This is a genomic window from Haloarcula marismortui ATCC 43049 (assembly GCF_000011085.1).
In the GTDB taxonomy this organism is placed as follows: Archaea; Halobacteriota; Halobacteria; order Halobacteriales; family Haloarculaceae; genus Haloarcula; species Haloarcula marismortui.
This window is the reverse complement of record NC_006396.1, coordinates 50,949-65,474: the sequence shown is the minus strand read 5'-3', so window position 1 is coordinate 65,474 and position 14,526 is coordinate 50,949. Positions and strand designations below refer to the sequence as shown.

Below are 14,526 nucleotides of genomic sequence, written 5' to 3'. Positions count from 1 at the left end.
CGATTTACTCGGTGAGCTTGATCATGTTGCCGTTGCGGGTGATGTGGAGGTCCCGTCCGGCTTTGTAGCCCATGTTTTCCGCGAGGTCGACGTACGGTGCGAACCCTTCGAGGCTCTGGTGAGCCGGGATGATGTTCTTCGGCTGGAGCGCGTCGATCATTTCGTAGTGGCCCTCTTCGCGGAGGTGGCCCGAAACGTGGATATCGTCGTAGATACGCGCGCCCTGCATGCCCAGAAGCTTCTCGGACTGGTAGCGCTGGCCCTCGTTGGTTGGCTCCGGAATGACCCGAGCCGAGAAGAGGACCTTGTCGCCGTCGTCTAGCTCGTAGGGCGTCTCGCCGCGGCCCATCCGGGTGAGCATCGCGCGTGGCTCGCCTTGATGGCCAGTGACGATCGGGAGGAAGTTCTCCTTGCCCTCGTTCATGATCCGCTTGAACGTCCGGTCGACAGACTTGCGGTGGCCGTACATTCCGAGGTCTTCCGGGAAGTCGACGAAGTCGAGTCGTTCGGCGGTGCCGGAGTACTTCTCCATCGAGCGACCGAGCAGCACCGGCTGGCGGCCGATGTCGTCGGCGAACTCAACGAGGCTCTTGACACGAGCGATGTGTGAGGAGAACGTCGTCGCGACGATACCGCCGTCGTAGTCGGCGACGCTGTCCATCACGTCTTTGAGGTGGCGACGCGCCACGGATTCGGAAGGCGTACGTCCCTTCTTACCCGCGTTCGTACAGTCCTCAATGTAACAGAGGACGCCCTCGCCCTCGCGGCCGATCTCGCGGAACCGCTTCATGTCGATAGGGTCGCCGATGACCGGCGAGTGGTCCATCCGCTTGTCCAGCCCGTAGACGACCGAGCCTTCCGGCGTGTGGAGAACAGGGTTGATAGCGTCGATGATGGAGTGGGTGACGTTGACGAACTCCAGTTCGTTGCGCTCGCCGATGGACATCGTCTCGCCGGCGTCCATCTTCACGAGGTCGTTCTGGACGCCGAACTTCTCCTCGCTCTTGATCTGCTGTTTGACGAGTTCGATGGTGAAAGGCGTCGCAACAATAGGTGCGTCGTAGCGGTGGGCGAGCTTGGATATCGCGCCGATGTGGTCCAGGTGACCGTGTGTCGGGACGATAGCCTTCACGTCGCCTTCCAGGTCGGACATGACCCGGTCGTCCGGGATGGCACCCATGTCGATGAGGTCCAGCGAGTGCATCCGTTCCGTCTCGACGTTGTCGTGAATCAGTACCTTCGAGAGGTTCAGGCCCATGTCGAAGATGACGACGTCGTCCCCTGCACGGACGGCCGTCATCTGTCGGCCTACAGCCTCGTAACCGCCAATTGTCGCAATTTCGACTTCCATAGTTGTAGCTCCGAGTGGAAAGCCGGCCGCGGGCATCCGGTGGGGCACGGCAACGACGGTATCTGCAATGTAGGCGACTTCGTCCGCGTCGGCGCTCCAGGCCAGTCGGGTACGCCCGTAGCCTGTGCAACCGCAGTGGGAGGGACTTCCGTCCCGCAACTTACATCCGCCGTCTGCCGGCCGCCAAACCGCAGTCCACGGGCGGCCGTGCGCTCGGTTACTTCGGTCTACAACGGCGCTTCTTAAAACGGTGTGGGTTCGTCCCTACTCGTCGTCTAAGGGGTCGGAGAGGGGGTCGTCGTCACCTGAAACATCGAAGCCAGTGACACCGTCATCTGCAAGCGTCGAGTCCTCGTCAGCAGGTGTCTCAGCGTCCTGAGACTCCGACTCGTCCTGCATGCTCTCGTCAACCTCGGGTCCGGGTTGGTCGTCATCAGTGCCGCCAAACAGGTCGTCCGTCGTTCGCGGGCCCCCAGACGTGTCTGCCGCACCAGATTCGTCGAGTAATCGGGTGTCCTGAGTCACGGCGTCGTGCTGGTCCGCCTCGTCAGCATCGAGTGAGCCGACACCAGTCGGTTCGGTATCGGCGTCAGGTTCGGTCTCCCAGTCGTCGGCTGGTGCTTGCTCATCTGCTTCCCAGTCGTCAGCCGCCGTGGGTTCCTCGCTCCCCGTGTCGAACTCCGCAGGGTCCGGCGGCGTCCATTCCTGTGGTTCCGTACTCGGCTCTGGTTCTTCAGCGGCGTCCTCAGCGAGCAGGTCGCGGTCCGACTGCTCGCTGGGTTCGGACCGGGGTTCTACCGTTTCCGAGTCGCCGGCGAGATCCGCCGGGGATGGCTCCGCAGTGGTGTCGTCCACGGTTTCAGGTTCCGGTCCGGCAACGTTTTCAGCCGGCTGTTGCTCCGATAGCGGTTCGTCTTGGGCCGCCGCTGTCTCCACTGCGTCTTCGGCTGTCGCTGGGGCCATCGTCTCGTCAGCAGTCGGTGGTTTTGAAGCGTCGTCGGCGTCCAAGCGGCCCGTATCTGTCGCTGGGACATCGTCTGCCACCGGGTCATCAGCTGTCGCCGAGTCAGCATCCGCCAGCGGGTCTTCGTCGGCTGCCGTCACCGGAGCGCCGTCAGTCCCGGCCGTCGCAGTGTCGGAGGCAGCAGACGGCGCTGCCGCGTCGGATGGGTCGGAGTGTTGCTGTGCGGGCGCGTGGATTCCCGAGTCACCGGCCGAGTCAGTGTTCGGCTCGGAGTCAGCGACCGGTTCCGACACGTCGGACTCGCCGGTCGCCGGCTCGGCAGCCGCCGGGTCAGCAGCCGGCTCGGTATCCCGGGAAACAGCGGGCTCAGGCTCGGTCGACTCCGGCATCGGGTCATCGGACTTCGAAGCCGGTTCGGTAGCGGATGCAGCGCTACCATCGGCAGTGTCAGTCGCTGTCTGGTCACTTGCCGGAGGACTCCCAGCTGCCACATCGCTCGCATCAGGCTGTGCCGTCTGGGCCGCGAGCGTGCCCGCCATCGTCGCGTCGGCGATGAGCTTGTGAGTCAGGCCAAGCAAGCCGGAGAGCAACAGGAGGCCACCGAGCGCGCCGACGACGATGCCGAGTACCGCACGATAGCCCGCGTTCCCCGAGAGCGAACTGAACGAGCCGTTCTGTATCAGCACGTACCCTGCAGCGATGAGGCCGCCACCGACGCCGGCGACGACAAGTAATGTCCCGAGAAACCTCGTTCCGTATCGATAGACGTCGGTCAGACCTACTGCAGACATAGTCGCATAATTGATAACAGAGAACAAATATGTTACGACGGCCGGTGAAGTGATATTTAAGCTACCTGTCCGTCGAGAGCAAGCAGTGATACCGCTCCATCAGTCAGTTTGGGCTTGACTTCGAGTAATCGTGCTCTGAGCAGAATTCACTGACGACAGGACTGGCAGTCCCATCAATCGGCGTCATCACCAGCGATAGTCGTCCCCGGACTCTCACCGGCGAGAAACGCGGAGAGCGCGTCAGGGCCGAACACGAGCGCAGGGGCCGAGAGTGCGAGCAGCGCACGGACCTTGCCGGCCATCCCGCCCGACACGTCCGTCGCGTCGCTCCCACCAAGGGCCGGTGCTACAGCCTCGAATGCCTCGATGCGGTCGATGACGACCCCGTCTTCATCGAGAACGCCGGGAACGGTCGAGCAGACGCCGACGCGGTCGGCGTCGACAGCGGGCGCGAGTTCGACGACCAGTTCGTCGCCGCTCAGAACCGTCGCGCCCGCACCGGCGTGTGCGACGAGGTCGCCGTGGAGGACCGGGACAAACCCCTCGTCGAGCAGCGTCGTGACCTGCGCCGTCGGCAGCGAAAGGTCACTGTCGGCGTCGCGTGTGGCCGCCGAGAACGGGTGGACCGGAACAGCCGGAACGCCTGCCCCGGAGAGCGCATCTACGACGGCGGCGTTGAGGCGGCACATCGCACCGTGGATGGCCTGCACGCCGTCGACATCGTGGGTCCCCTCGGTCGTGCTGACGCCGTAGTCGGCGGCGTGGTGATGGCCGAAGCTCCCGCCGCCGTGCACGATGACGATATCCTCGCCGACCGGCGATTCGGCGATAGCTGACACCGCGGCCGACAACGCAGCCCGGTCGACCGTCTCAGGGTCGTCTTTATCCGTGATGACGCTCCCGCCGAGTTTGAGGACGACCGTCATTCCTGCCGGACTCCGTCGGTGTCCAGCTCGGCCCGGAAGACATCCTCACACCCCGGCGTGTACTTCAGCGCGGTGAGCGCGTCGTCCGTTTCGTCCAGTGCGACGATACAGCCGCCGCCGCCGGCCCCGGTGAGTTTCGCGCCGTGGGCGTCGGCGTCGCGGGCCGCCCACACCATCGAGTCCAGCGACCGCGAGGAGACGCCCAGCGCCGAGAGCAGTCCGTGGTTGAAATCCATCAGCTCCCCGAGCCGTTCGTAGTCGCCCGTTCCCAGTACTGACTCGCCCTCGCGGACGATGTCGCCGATTGCTGCGACGGTGTCGGCGGCGAAATCGTACTTTCCACGGAGGTCCCGGACGCCGGCGACCAACGCCCCAGTATCGCCGGCCCCGCCGTCGTAGCCGATGACGAAGGGGAGGGTGTCGATGCCCTCCAGCCGCCGGCAGTCGTCGCCTTCCACGCGGACCGCCCCGCCCATCGCCGAGCAAAACGTGTCCGCCCGCGAGGCTTGCCCGTCCTGAACTGCGTGTTCAACCTGATAGGCGCGGTCGGCAATATCGCTCGCTGACAGTTCGACGCCGAGTTCTCTGGTCGCCGCGTCTATCGCCGCGACGACGAGCGCGGCCGACGAGCCCAGCCCCGCCCCAAGCGGGATGTCGCCTTCCACAGATATCTCGAAGCCTGCTTCAGGGGCATCGGCCGCGTCACGGGCCTGTGCGACCGCTTCGTTGACGTATCCCATCCCAGCTTCGACGAGCGATTCGGCGACATCCACGTCCGGATGGCTCTCCCCGTCACCGGAGTACTCGACAGTAAAGCCATCCAGTTGCAAGTCGTTCGCGTGAATACGTAATCCCTCGTCGATCTCGGTTGCCGTCACGTGCACCCGCCGCTCAATGGCGCAGGGCACCGCCGGCTCGCCGTAGACGACCGCGTGCTCCCCAAACAGGTACACTTTCCCGGGAGCGCTCGACGTGACCATACCCGCCCGTGTGCACCCAGGGCGTTAGGCGTTTTCGGAGTCGACGGTCAGGATGACCATCGAAGTCCTATTCGGACACGGCGTCAACGTCGGTAAATTCGAACCGCGCGCCGCCGTCAGCCCCGCTGACGACTCGGACCGTCCAGCCGTGGGCGTCGGCGACCTGTTTCACGATGCTCAGGCCGAATCCGGTTCCCTCTACCGCGGTCGAGTAGCCGGCTGAAAACACGTCCCCGCGCTCGGGCTCTGGAATACCGGCACCGTTGTCCTCAACGTAGAAGCCGTCAGCCAGTTCGCCGACCGTCACGCTCACGTCGTCACCGCCGTGTTCGACCGCATTGCGGACGAGATTCTCGAACAGTTGACGGAGGCGACTTTCGTCGGCGCGGATGGGCCGGTCTATGTCAGTGCGGAGCGTCGCGGCTTTCGTATCGACGTTTTGCCAGCACGTCTGGACAAACTGTTCGAGGTCAACCACGACGGGCGAAGCGGGTGACGCACCATCGCGTGCGAGCGTAAGCAAGTCATCGATGAGCGTATCCATGCGCTGGTGTGCAGTGTCGATAGCGTCGATATGCTCGCTGTCAGATTCCTCACGTAGGAGTTCGAGCTGTCCGCGTGCAACGGTCAACGGGTTCCGCAGGTCGTGACTAACGACGCTGGCGAACTGTTCGAGCTGTTCATTTTGCTGTTCGAGTTCCTGCTCGCGCTCCTTTCGCTCCGTGATGTCTCGACTGATCGCCAGGAAGCGATCCTCTCCTTCGAGATTGAATCGAAGCAAATGCACTTCGACCGACATCGTCGACCCGTCGCGGCGTTCGTACAGGCCTTCGAACTTGCGGCGCTCGTCGACACTGAACCCGGAAAGCTGGGTCTGCACGTCCTCGGCGTCGAACATCAGGTCGAACTCCCAGATCGACCGTCCAAGCACCTCGCTTTCGTCGTACCCCAGTTCCGCGCAGAATCGCTGGTTCACCTCGCAAATCGTTCCGTCGGCGTCGAGCACATCGATCATATCAGGCGAGTTCTCGAAGAGGGCTTCGAGCCGCGATGACGTTTCCTCTAATCGTTTCTCGCGGCGCTTCCGCTCGGTGGTATCCTGCTGGAACCCGACGTAGTTGACGACTGTGCCGTCGTCGTCGCGAACTGGCGCGATCCGAACCCGGTTCCAGAACTCGGTCCCGTCTTTTCGGTAGTTCCGGAGTTCGACCGACACCTGCTCCCCTGCGTCGATAGCGTCCCGTAGTGCATCGACAGGCTCCGGGTCGGTGTTCTCGCCCTGAAGTATTCGGCAGTTCTTCCCGAGCAGCTCCGGGAGCGAGTAGCCAGTCAGCTCGCGGTAGTGGTCGTTAGCGTAGATCAGCGGGTTGTCCGGCTGGTTGGGGTCAGTGATGGTGACGCCGACCGGGGCCTCGTCTATCGCGCGCTTGTTCCGGAGTAGCTCCCGTTCGCGCTCTTTCTGCTCGGTAACATCACGAGCTACGCCGACGATGCCGTCGATAGTACCATCGACGACCAGCGGCGTTAGTTGGTACGCGACCACCGCGTGTCCGTGGCCGGGGAACTCCGTTTCGATTTCGCCGCTAAGTTTCTCCCGCGTTCCGTCGAGCAGTTCCTGATAACAGTCTGTCTCACCCTCGGCTCGAATACGCGGAACGAGTCTACTGGTCTGTCCTTCGAGCTCATTGCGCGTCGTGTCGTACCACTCTGCGATGGTCTCGTTGACGATTTCGAACCGGTCTTCGGCATCGTAAATACAGGCAGCCTCCTGCATGGAGTTGACCATCCGCTCGTAGCTCTGGAGCGCTCGGTTCCGCTCGCTGACCGCCTGCTGTGAGCGGGAGTGGTCGACGGCGTCACTGATTCGGTTCGCCAGCCCGGCATACTGTTTGGCACCCGGCTCTTTCCTGAGGTAGTCCGTCACACCGGCCGAAATTGCCTCGCTGGCGACTGCCTCGCTCCCCTGTGCGGTGTAAATAATAAACGGCAGGGCCGGGTACTCGTCGCGGACCGTTTCCAGAAGCTCGATGCCGTTCCCATTGGACAGGCGGTAGTCGGAAACGAGACAGTCGACAGGCTCGGCAGCCAACCTTGCCATAGCCTCGTCGACGGTGCGAGCCGTTTCGACGGTGAAGCGGTTGTTCTCGCGTTCGAGAGCCGTCGACAGCGTCTCGGTGTCGTCCGAATCGGTGCCAACGTAGAGGACCCGGACCCTGGCGTCCCCGACGCCAGCGGTTTCAGGCGTCATTCGGCATCCCGTTCAAGTCCGGTGGTTGCGCCGGGATAGATGTCACTCCACCGACCAAGGATTACCGGAGCGATGTAGCTCTGTGAACGGTCTATAGACAGGGCCGGGCGCAGGACGACTGCAAACAGCGTGTGACGGTTGTCGCCAGAGATTGTCTGCAGCAGTGTCATGATGGGTAGGTAATTAGTTGCGGTCGTGGTCTTCCCGTAGTGACCGAGGCCGAAATCGGTCACCAGTGCGACGTGCAGGGCCGCTGTTCTTGCACGCTTACACGGGACTCTGCAGTAAATAGCTGGTGACCAAATCAACTGGCACGCCGAACTTACTCTGTAGCAACCGGCAACGACGCCGGAGCGATCGTGTCGGCGTGCGTGTTACCGTTCCTGCACGCGCATGGACATTTTCTGTCGGGGATGGGCGGTCAACGACGGCAACAGCTCAAGTGGCGTCTCTCCCTGGAACTCCAGTCGGTACTGGCTGGCCGTCGTTGCAGTGATGAGTTGCGCCTCAAGCATGGCAAGATGCTTCCCGATACAGTGGCGCGGGCCACCCCCGAACGGGAAGTAGGCGAACCGGGGCCGCTCGCTCGCTCGCTCGGGCTTCCAGCGCTCCGGGTCGAACGTCTCGGGGTCGTCGTAGAACCGCTCGGAGCGGTGAACACCCCACTGTGGGACCATCAGCGTCGTTCCCGCCTCGACCTCGTAGCCTGACAGCGTCACGTCTTCGGTCGGCTCCCGGAAGATGGTGTACACCGGCGGGTAGAGCCGCATCGCTTCCTGAATCACCCATTCGAGGTAGTCCAGTTCACGGACGTGTTCCATCCCCGGCCGGTCGTCGCCAATGACGTCGTCCAGTTCCTCGTGGACTCGCTGTTCGACCTCGGGGTGTTCCGACAGCAGGAACCAGGTGTAGGTCAGCGTCAACGCCGTCGTGTCGTGGCCCGCAAGCAGCATCGTCATCATCTCATCACGCAGTTGCTCGGGCGACTGGTTCCCATCGTCACGGGCACGCAAGAGTACCGACAGGAAGTCCATCGGACCGTCCTCATCCGTCCCGAGCGAGTCCTCGCGGACCTCGATAATGTCGTCCAGCACCTCGTCCAGCGTCCGCACGGCGCGGTTGAACTCGGCGTCGTCCGGCATCGGCATCCACTGTGGCATAGCAAACCGGATCGGGTCCGGTTCGAACCGCTGGCCCAGCGGCAGCAGTTGCTCCTCGATGGTCTGGACTCGCTGTTCGGAGAGTTCGACGCCCATCATCAGGTCCAGAATTACGTCCAGCGTGACCCTAGTCATCGACTGCTCGGCGTCTATGACATCGCCGTGGGACCAGTCGGCGATGCGGTCCTCCGCGTGGCCGGTGATGCGGTCGGCCATCCCCGACAGTCGCGCCATCGAGAACGCAGGGTTTGCGAGCTTTCGCTGCTGCTCCCACGTCTCGCCTTCGCTCAACAGCAGTCCGTCACCCAGCAGATCCCCGAGCGCATCTCCCTGAAAGTCGGGCTTGCGGAACCGGTCTGCCTCCGAGACCAGCACGCGCTCGATTGCCGTCGGGTCACACAGCATGACCGTGTCCATCGGCCCCATATCGAATCGAGCGACGTCGCCGTAGGCCCGTTCCAGTGCCGAGATGAACCGGAACGGGTCCCGAGCGTACGTGCGACTACTGCCGAACAGCGGTTCGCCCTTCGGTCCGGGCGGCGTCTTTGACATCGACTACTGTTGGTGTCGGACACGCTTGAATGGTATGCCAAATGTCGGGCAGCGGGCGGTTCACGTGCATTCAGAGCCAGCGGTTGGCGTCTAGGTCCCAGTCGGTGTGTGCCGATATCCAGACGCCGCCGAGACCACCGAGAGCGCTGAGACCGACAGTGTACAACAGAAAGAACGCGAACACGAGCGCCAGAAACAAGTCGTACCCCGGTGCGCCGGGCGGAATCCCGAACCCGAGGAGGCCGGCGATGTACAGCGCCGGGATGAAGAGGGCGAGCAAAGGGACCATCGCACAAGCGCCAGCCAGCGTCCCCAACCAGAGCCCGGTTCGGTAGCTGCCGCCGTGGTTCGCCGCGGCCACGGCACCCCCAGCCACCGACGAAAAGGGAACGAACGACAGCGCAACCGTGACGAGCGCCCCGATACCGGCGTTGGTCACCGACTCACGCATATGCGTTCTCAGTAGTGGCGTCCCCCGTGATGTAGTTACCGCCGGCGCGGCTAGCCGGTCAATTGCCGATGGTTGTGTCGTGCTTGACGTAGTTACCCAGCCAGCCGCCGAGCGCGCTCAAGCCGAGGAAATACGCAGCCGTCATGACTGTTCCGAGGACGAGCACGAGCAGTCCCACCGCGCCGAACACGCCCAGTGCTTCGGGCACAAATGCCAGAAATGCGGCCAGAAAGACGAACACGACCACGAAGAAGACCAGCGATATCGCCAGCCCGACGACGCCGGACAGCAATCCGACACGGACGCCGTCGTCTCGCTCGCCGCCTTCGAGATAGCCGGCGATGCCACCACCGAGTAGCGGCGCAAGCGGGACGAATCCACTCAGCAGAGCGGTTGCGACGGCACCGATGACGGCGTTGACGAACGTGTCTCCCTCTGCCATTTGCCAGCCCTACTCCGGGGCTTGTGGTAGGTCTTGTGTTGGCGATACTGGCATCGCCACTCGCACTTCGACAGCGAGAAAACGAACGGTTCAGCGACGTTAGATGTCGGACTCGAAGTCGTCGAGTCCGTACGTCGGCTCGGCACCGCGGCGGTCGAGCGTCTCGTTGGCCAGCAGCCAGTAGACGACCGACAGCGCCTTGCGCCCCTTGTTGTTCGTCGGGACGACCAGGTCGACGTTCGACGTGGTGTTGTTGGAGTCACACATCGCGATGACTGGGATGCCGACCGTGATGGCCTCCTTGACAGCCTGGGCATCACCGATCGGGTCGGTGACGACCACGATGTCAGGCTCGATGTAGCCGTCGTAGTCGGGGTTGGTCAGCGTGCCGGGGATGAACCGGCCGGTGCGGACGCGCGCGCCGATCGCTTCGGCGAACTTCTCGGCCGGGAACCGGCCGTACTGGCGCGACGATGCGGCCAGGATCTGCTCCGGCTCGTAGTTGGACAGGAAGTCCGCGGCGGTGCGGATACGCTCGTCAGTCATCGAGACGTCCAGCACGTAGAGCCCGTCGGTCCGGACGCGGTGGATGAACCGCTCCATGTCCTGGGTCTTCTGCTGGGTCCCGATGTGGACACCGGCGCCGAGGTAGTCCTCGACGGGGATGAGGAGGTCAGCTTCCGACTGCTCGTCGGGCATGACGTCCTCGTCCAGCTGTGGGCCGGCGGCCTCGTCGGCCTCGCTTTCATCGTCAGTTGGTTCGGCCTCTGTCGCCTCTTCGGCGTCGTCGGCGGGCTGTTCGGCTTCCGTTTCGGTCTCCGCGTCGACCGCTTCGTCGTCCTCGTCGGACGGGTCGAAGTCGGAATCGGACGCGTCGAGACCTTCTTTTTCGTTGCCGCTCATACTGCGTTGTCCTCGATACGGATTAGTTCGTTCAGCTTGGCTGTGCGCTCGCCGCCGACCGCGCCGGTCTTGATGAACGGTGCGTCAGTGGCGACAGCGAGGTGTGCGATCGTCGTGTCTTCCGTCTCGCCGCTGCGGTGGGAGACGACGGACTCGTAGCCGCTTGCCGTCGCCAGTTCGATGGCGTCGACAGCGTCGGTAAGCGTCCCGATCTGGTTCGGCTTGATCAGGATGGAGTTCCCGGCGTCGGCGTTGATACCGGCCTGCAGGCGCTCGACGTTGGTGACGAACAGGTCGTCGCCGCAGACAAGCGTCTGGTCACCGACCTGTGCGGTCAGGTCCGCGAAGGCCTCGTAATCGTTCTCGTCGAGTGGGTCCTCGACGTAGACGAGGTCGTACTCCTCAACCTTCCCGGCGATGTACTCTATCTGCTCTTCGGTGGACTTGACGCCGTCGTCATAGACGTAGCCGTCCGCCTCGTCATCGTAGAGTTCCGCGCCAGCAACATCGAGGCCGAAAGAGATAGCGAAGCCGAAGTCGTCGGCGACGGTCTCAACAGCCTCGTCCATAATCTCGAACGCTTCGTCGTCCGAAACGGACGGTGCCCAGGCTCCCTCGTCGCCCTTGCCCGCTGGCAGGTCGCGGTCGGCCAGGATGTCGTGGACCTCCTGATGGACCGCGGCGTTGGCGAAGACAGCCTCTTCGACGCTCGGTGCGCCGACGGGGGCTGCGAGGAACTCTTGGATATTGGTTGCATCCGCGGCGTGCTCGCCGCCGCCGATGATATTGCCCAGCGGCGTTGGGTACTCGTTGCCCCGGAACGTACCGCCGAGATGCTGGTACAGCGGTGCGCCCAGCACGTCAGCACCGGCCTTTGCGGCCGCCATCGAGATGGCGACGGCGCTGTTGGCTCCGATGCCGGAGAAGTCGTCGGTGCCGTCGGCGGCGTGCAGCGCCGCGTCGACGTCACGCTGGTTCCCGGCGTGGACCTCACCGATGAGTCGCGGGAGTGCCTCCTCGCGGGCCTTGGCGATGGCCTCGTTGGCGGGGAGTTCGATGGCCTCGTACTCGCCCGTGCTTGCGCCGCTCGGTGCCTTGCCACGACCGAAGCCCCCACTCTCGGTGAGAACGTCGGCCTCGACAGTCGCGTTCCCGCGGGAGTCGAGGACGCGGCGGAGTCGGATGTCAGTGATGAGCGTCATCGTTAATCACTCCTGTTGACCGTAAACGGTAGGACGCCAGCGTCGTACTCCTCGGCGGCGATGAGTATCGGCTGGGTGTGTTCCGTCTCGATGAGCACGGGAGCACCGTGGGCCAACTGCAGCGCTCGTGCGCCGAGTTTGCGGGCCTTCTCGTAGCGGCTTTCCTGTGCGTTCATTGGTAGGGTGAGACGATGTCGACGAGGTCCTTGTGCGAGACGAGCATCCGGCGACAGCAGTGCCGCTCGACGCCGAGTTCATCAAGGACCTTCTCCGGGTCCTCAGGCTCCTCGGCCTCGCGGGTGCGTGCTTTGAACTCTTCCCAGTGCTCGCCGACGACGTTACCGCACGTGAAACACCGAACCGGTACCATCATACCTGAATCACCTTAGCGGTACGATTTCTGGTAGCGGGCCCGCGCACCGGGGCCGCCCCACTTCTTGGGTTCGGACTGGCGAACATCGTTGACCAGCAGCGAGCGGTCGAACTCCATGAACGCATCACGGAGTTCGGCGTCGTTGGTGTGGTCGACAAGTCCGCGAGCGATGGCGGTTCGGGCGGCGTCTGCCTGCCCCATGACGCCGCCACCTTCGACGGACACTTCCACGTCGACCTCGCCGCGGAGGTCGTCCTCGGCAATGCGGAACGGTTCCAGCATCTTGAGCTGCGCCAGCTCGGGGTCGACGAGTTCGACCGGCTGCGAGTCGATACGCACACGGCCCTCGCCCTCACGAACGGTCGCGCGGGCGACGGCGGTCTTCTTCTTGCCAGACGTGTTCGTTACCATGTCTTGTTCGCTCCAAGCGTTTCGCTGATCTCGCCCAGCGTGACGAACTTGATGTTCGACAGTCGGTCAAGCGACGTGCCGTCTAGAACCTCGCCGTCCTCGTCGTACGGGTTGCCGAGGTAGACACGGACGCTCTCGAACGCTTCGCGGCCACGCTGCTTCTTGTGGGGCAGCATGCCGCGGATGGTGCGTTTGAAGATGCCGTCCGGTCGCTTGGGGTAGAAGTACCCGTTGTCGTTACCGATGTCGACACGTTTCTCGTACTTCTCTACGATCTGCTCCTCTCGGCCGGTAATCACGGCGCGTTCGGCGTTGACGACGGCGACCGTCTCGCCATCGAGAGCCTGTTCGGCGACCTGTGATGCGACGCGGCCCATGATACAGTCGCGGGCGTCAACGATGACATCCGCGTCGAATTCTGCGACGCTCATCGGATCACCCGGACGTGGGAGCCTTCTGGGTTGTTTTCAATTGCCTGTTCGAGTGATACAGCCTCTCCAACCTGGTCGATCTTCGTCTCGGCGGTTCCGGAGAAGTCGACAGCGGCGACGGTGACGTCCTTCTGCAGGACACCGGAGCCAAGCACCTTGCCGGGCACAACGACGGTTTCGTCTTCCTGGGCGTATCGTTCGATACGGCCGAGGTTGACTTCCGCGTGTGTGCGCCGTGGCTTTTCTAAGCGCTCGGCGACGTCGCCCCAGACAGCACCGCCCGAACTGCGGGCGGCTGACTTCAGGTCGGCGATGAGACTACTGAGTCTCGGGTTCGTCTTACTCATATGATTCCTCCGTTGTGGGAAAAGTGCAGGGAGCAGGATTTGAACCTGCGGACCCCTACGGGACAGCGCCCTGAACGCTGCGCCGTTGGCCAAACTTGGCTATCCCTGCGCGCGATTGTTCGTTTTGCGTGCCCCGTAAAACCCCTTTCGGTCCTCGCGCTCGGGGAGCGGGCGGTCATCGGTAGTGGTGGGGTATGTCGGGGCATTGTATCGTTACAGCTGGACTGCGTCTTTCAGTTCGGTCGCGCGGTCACGCAGCGTCTCGACCGCGCGCAGGACCAGTTCCTCGGTGGTGAACGACCCGTCCGTCTCGACGTGGAACACGAACGCGTTCGGCACGTCCGATACCTCGACGTCCTTGCCGGGGTAGCGGTTCCGAAGGTCGTTGTCGAACTCGTCTGTCGCGACGAGTTCGCCGTTGGTGGCGTCGCCGGCGGCGTGTTCGGCCGCCTGCTCTTCGATGACGCCACGCAGGATGTTCGGGTCGTCGTCCTCGAACTCGCCAAGGTCGCCAACGACCTCCACCTGCTGGAGGTGTCGGTAGCCGACGGCCACGCCACCCTGATGTTTGGCGTGCTCCCGACCAGTATCGAGGACGGCGTCTGCCTCGACTTCGAGACGTTGGCCTTCCTTGAGGTCGATGATCGGGATGTTGTCGTCGGCGGCCTCGACCATCGGGTCCGAGGAGACGAGGTCGCTGGAGTAGGCCGTGCTCGGTCCGTCGACGGACAGCGACAGCGTCACCTCATCGCCGATCTCGAAGTCGTCGAGGTCGGTCGTCAGCGGGACCAGTCCCAGTCGGAGACCGATCTGCTCGTTGAACATCACGCTGGTGTTCTCGATGACGCGGACGGTGTCGATACTGAACGTCGGTACGTCCGCGACCATCGCTCGCCGGATGCCGTTGGCGAAGGCCGGCGTGATGCCGCGCACGAGGATCCGCGCCTCGCGCTCGCCACGTTCGACGAACTCAACCTCGTAGTCCTGTGTCATT

The 14,526-nt window shown here is 63.5% G+C and carries 17 protein-coding genes and 1 tRNA gene; all 18 read right to left on the bottom strand.

What is annotated here, in order from left to right; all coding sequences use genetic code 11:
• Positions 1-4: 4 nt before the first annotated feature.
• A complete protein-coding gene (locus tag RR_RS04390) occupies positions 5-1,351 on the bottom strand; it encodes a ribonuclease J (protein WP_049939126.1) in 1,347 nt (448 codons plus the stop codon).
• A gap of 264 nt (positions 1,352-1,615) precedes the next feature.
• Positions 1,616-3,106 (bottom strand): hypothetical protein, encoded by a 1,491-nt coding sequence (locus RR_RS04385; RefSeq protein WP_011222805.1) that lies wholly within the window; start codon positions 3,104-3,106, stop codon positions 1,616-1,618.
• 173 nt (positions 3,107-3,279) lie between these two features.
• Positions 3,280-4,032 (bottom strand): isopentenyl phosphate kinase, encoded by a 753-nt coding sequence (locus tag RR_RS04380; RefSeq protein ID WP_011222804.1) that lies wholly within the window; start codon positions 4,030-4,032, stop codon positions 3,280-3,282.
• Positions 4,029-5,012, bottom strand: coding sequence for a mevalonate kinase (mvk, locus tag RR_RS04375; RefSeq protein WP_007188244.1), 984 nt, complete (start codon positions 5,010-5,012; stop codon positions 4,029-4,031). Before mvk ends, RR_RS04380 begins: the two co-directional genes overlap by 4 nt.
• Before the next feature lie 67 nt (positions 5,013-5,079).
• Positions 5,080-7,260, bottom strand: coding sequence for a PAS domain S-box protein (locus RR_RS04370; RefSeq protein ID WP_011222803.1), 2,181 nt, complete (start codon positions 7,258-7,260; stop codon positions 5,080-5,082).
• Positions 7,257-7,493, bottom strand: a complete 237-nt coding sequence (locus tag RR_RS04365) for a hypothetical protein (RefSeq protein WP_049938668.1) — start codon at positions 7,491-7,493, stop codon at positions 7,257-7,259. Before RR_RS04365 ends, RR_RS04370 begins: the two co-directional genes overlap by 4 nt.
• Before the next feature lie 141 nt (positions 7,494-7,634).
• Positions 7,635-8,972: a cytochrome P450 gene (locus RR_RS04360; protein ID WP_004963311.1), complete on the bottom strand. Its 1,338-nt coding sequence runs from the start codon at positions 8,970-8,972 to the stop codon at positions 7,635-7,637.
• A 70-nt stretch (positions 8,973-9,042) separates the two neighbouring features.
• Complete coding sequence (locus RR_RS04355) at positions 9,043-9,423, bottom strand: DUF5518 domain-containing protein (protein WP_011222801.1); 381 nt, start codon at positions 9,421-9,423, stop codon at positions 9,043-9,045.
• Between the two features lie 58 nt (positions 9,424-9,481).
• Positions 9,482-9,865: a DUF5518 domain-containing protein gene (locus tag RR_RS04350; RefSeq protein WP_007188239.1), complete on the bottom strand. Its 384-nt coding sequence runs from the start codon at positions 9,863-9,865 to the stop codon at positions 9,482-9,484.
• Positions 9,866-9,964: 99 nt separating this feature from the next.
• Complete coding sequence (gene rpsB / locus RR_RS04345; RefSeq protein WP_004963334.1) at positions 9,965-10,768, bottom strand: 30S ribosomal protein S2; 804 nt, start codon at positions 10,766-10,768, stop codon at positions 9,965-9,967.
• The gene (gene eno / locus RR_RS04340) at positions 10,765-11,970 is read right to left on the bottom strand and encodes a phosphopyruvate hydratase (RefSeq protein WP_004963339.1); all 1,206 of its coding nucleotides are present in this window, start codon (positions 11,968-11,970) and stop codon (positions 10,765-10,767) included. The genes rpsB and eno overlap by 4 nt, the downstream gene beginning before the upstream one ends.
• A 2-nt stretch (positions 11,971-11,972) precedes the next feature.
• Positions 11,973-12,146 (bottom strand): DNA-directed RNA polymerase subunit K, encoded by a 174-nt coding sequence (locus RR_RS04335; protein WP_004516796.1) that lies wholly within the window; start codon positions 12,144-12,146, stop codon positions 11,973-11,975.
• Positions 12,143-12,343: a DNA-directed RNA polymerase subunit N gene (locus RR_RS04330; protein ID WP_004516797.1), complete on the bottom strand. Its 201-nt coding sequence runs from the start codon at positions 12,341-12,343 to the stop codon at positions 12,143-12,145. The genes RR_RS04335 and RR_RS04330 overlap by 4 nt, the downstream gene beginning before the upstream one ends.
• A 12-nt stretch (positions 12,344-12,355) precedes the next feature.
• On the bottom strand, positions 12,356-12,754 hold the full coding sequence (locus RR_RS04325) for a 30S ribosomal protein S9 (protein ID WP_004516798.1): 399 nt from the start codon (positions 12,752-12,754) through the stop codon (positions 12,356-12,358).
• Complete coding sequence (locus RR_RS04320; protein WP_004593558.1) at positions 12,748-13,185, bottom strand: 50S ribosomal protein L13; 438 nt, start codon at positions 13,183-13,185, stop codon at positions 12,748-12,750. Before RR_RS04320 ends, RR_RS04325 begins: the two co-directional genes overlap by 7 nt.
• Positions 13,182-13,532 (bottom strand): 50S ribosomal protein L18e, encoded by a 351-nt coding sequence (locus tag RR_RS04315; RefSeq protein WP_004516800.1) that lies wholly within the window; start codon positions 13,530-13,532, stop codon positions 13,182-13,184. Before RR_RS04315 ends, RR_RS04320 begins: the two co-directional genes overlap by 4 nt.
• A 24-nt stretch (positions 13,533-13,556) precedes the next feature.
• A tRNA-Leu gene (locus tag RR_RS04310) sits at positions 13,557-13,641 on the bottom strand.
• A 104-nt stretch (positions 13,642-13,745) separates the two neighbouring features.
• Positions 13,746-14,525, bottom strand: a complete 780-nt coding sequence (locus RR_RS04305; protein ID WP_004963344.1) for a DNA-directed RNA polymerase subunit D — start codon at positions 14,523-14,525, stop codon at positions 13,746-13,748.
• Position 14,526: the final 1 nt, after the last annotated feature.

Coding starts and splice junctions, on each gene's coding strand:
- mvk (WP_007188244.1), bottom strand. CDS start 5,012: ATGGTCACGTCGAGCGCTCCCGGGAAAGTGTACCTGTTTGGGGAGCAC.
- RR_RS04315 (WP_004516800.1), bottom strand. CDS start 13,532: ATGAGTAAGACGAACCCGAGACTCAGTAGTCTCATCGCCGACCTGAAG.
- RR_RS04370 (WP_011222803.1), bottom strand. CDS start 7,260: ATGACGCCTGAAACCGCTGGCGTCGGGGACGCCAGGGTCCGGGTCCTC.
- RR_RS04385 (WP_011222805.1), bottom strand. CDS start 3,106: ATGTCTGCAGTAGGTCTGACCGACGTCTATCGATACGGAACGAGGTTT.
- RR_RS04335 (WP_004516796.1), bottom strand. CDS start 12,146: ATGAACGCACAGGAAAGCCGCTACGAGAAGGCCCGCAAACTCGGCGCA.
- RR_RS04390 (WP_049939126.1), bottom strand. CDS start 1,351: ATGGAAGTCGAAATTGCGACAATTGGCGGTTACGAGGCTGTAGGCCGA.
- eno (WP_004963339.1), bottom strand. CDS start 11,970: ATGACGCTCATCACTGACATCCGACTCCGCCGCGTCCTCGACTCCCGC.
- RR_RS04355 (WP_011222801.1), bottom strand. CDS start 9,423: ATGCGTGAGTCGGTGACCAACGCCGGTATCGGGGCGCTCGTCACGGTT.
- RR_RS04325 (WP_004516798.1), bottom strand. CDS start 12,754: ATGGTAACGAACACGTCTGGCAAGAAGAAGACCGCCGTCGCCCGCGCG.
- RR_RS04350 (WP_007188239.1), bottom strand. CDS start 9,865: ATGGCAGAGGGAGACACGTTCGTCAACGCCGTCATCGGTGCCGTCGCA.
- RR_RS04305 (WP_004963344.1), bottom strand. CDS start 14,525: ATGACACAGGACTACGAGGTTGAGTTCGTCGAACGTGGCGAGCGCGAG.
- rpsB (WP_004963334.1), bottom strand. CDS start 10,768: ATGAGCGGCAACGAAAAAGAAGGTCTCGACGCGTCCGATTCCGACTTC.
- RR_RS04330 (WP_004516797.1), bottom strand. CDS start 12,343: ATGATGGTACCGGTTCGGTGTTTCACGTGCGGTAACGTCGTCGGCGAG.
- RR_RS04380 (WP_011222804.1), bottom strand. CDS start 4,032: ATGACGGTCGTCCTCAAACTCGGCGGGAGCGTCATCACGGATAAAGAC.
- RR_RS04360 (WP_004963311.1), bottom strand. CDS start 8,972: ATGTCAAAGACGCCGCCCGGACCGAAGGGCGAACCGCTGTTCGGCAGT.
- RR_RS04320 (WP_004593558.1), bottom strand. CDS start 13,185: ATGAGCGTCGCAGAATTCGACGCGGATGTCATCGTTGACGCCCGCGAC.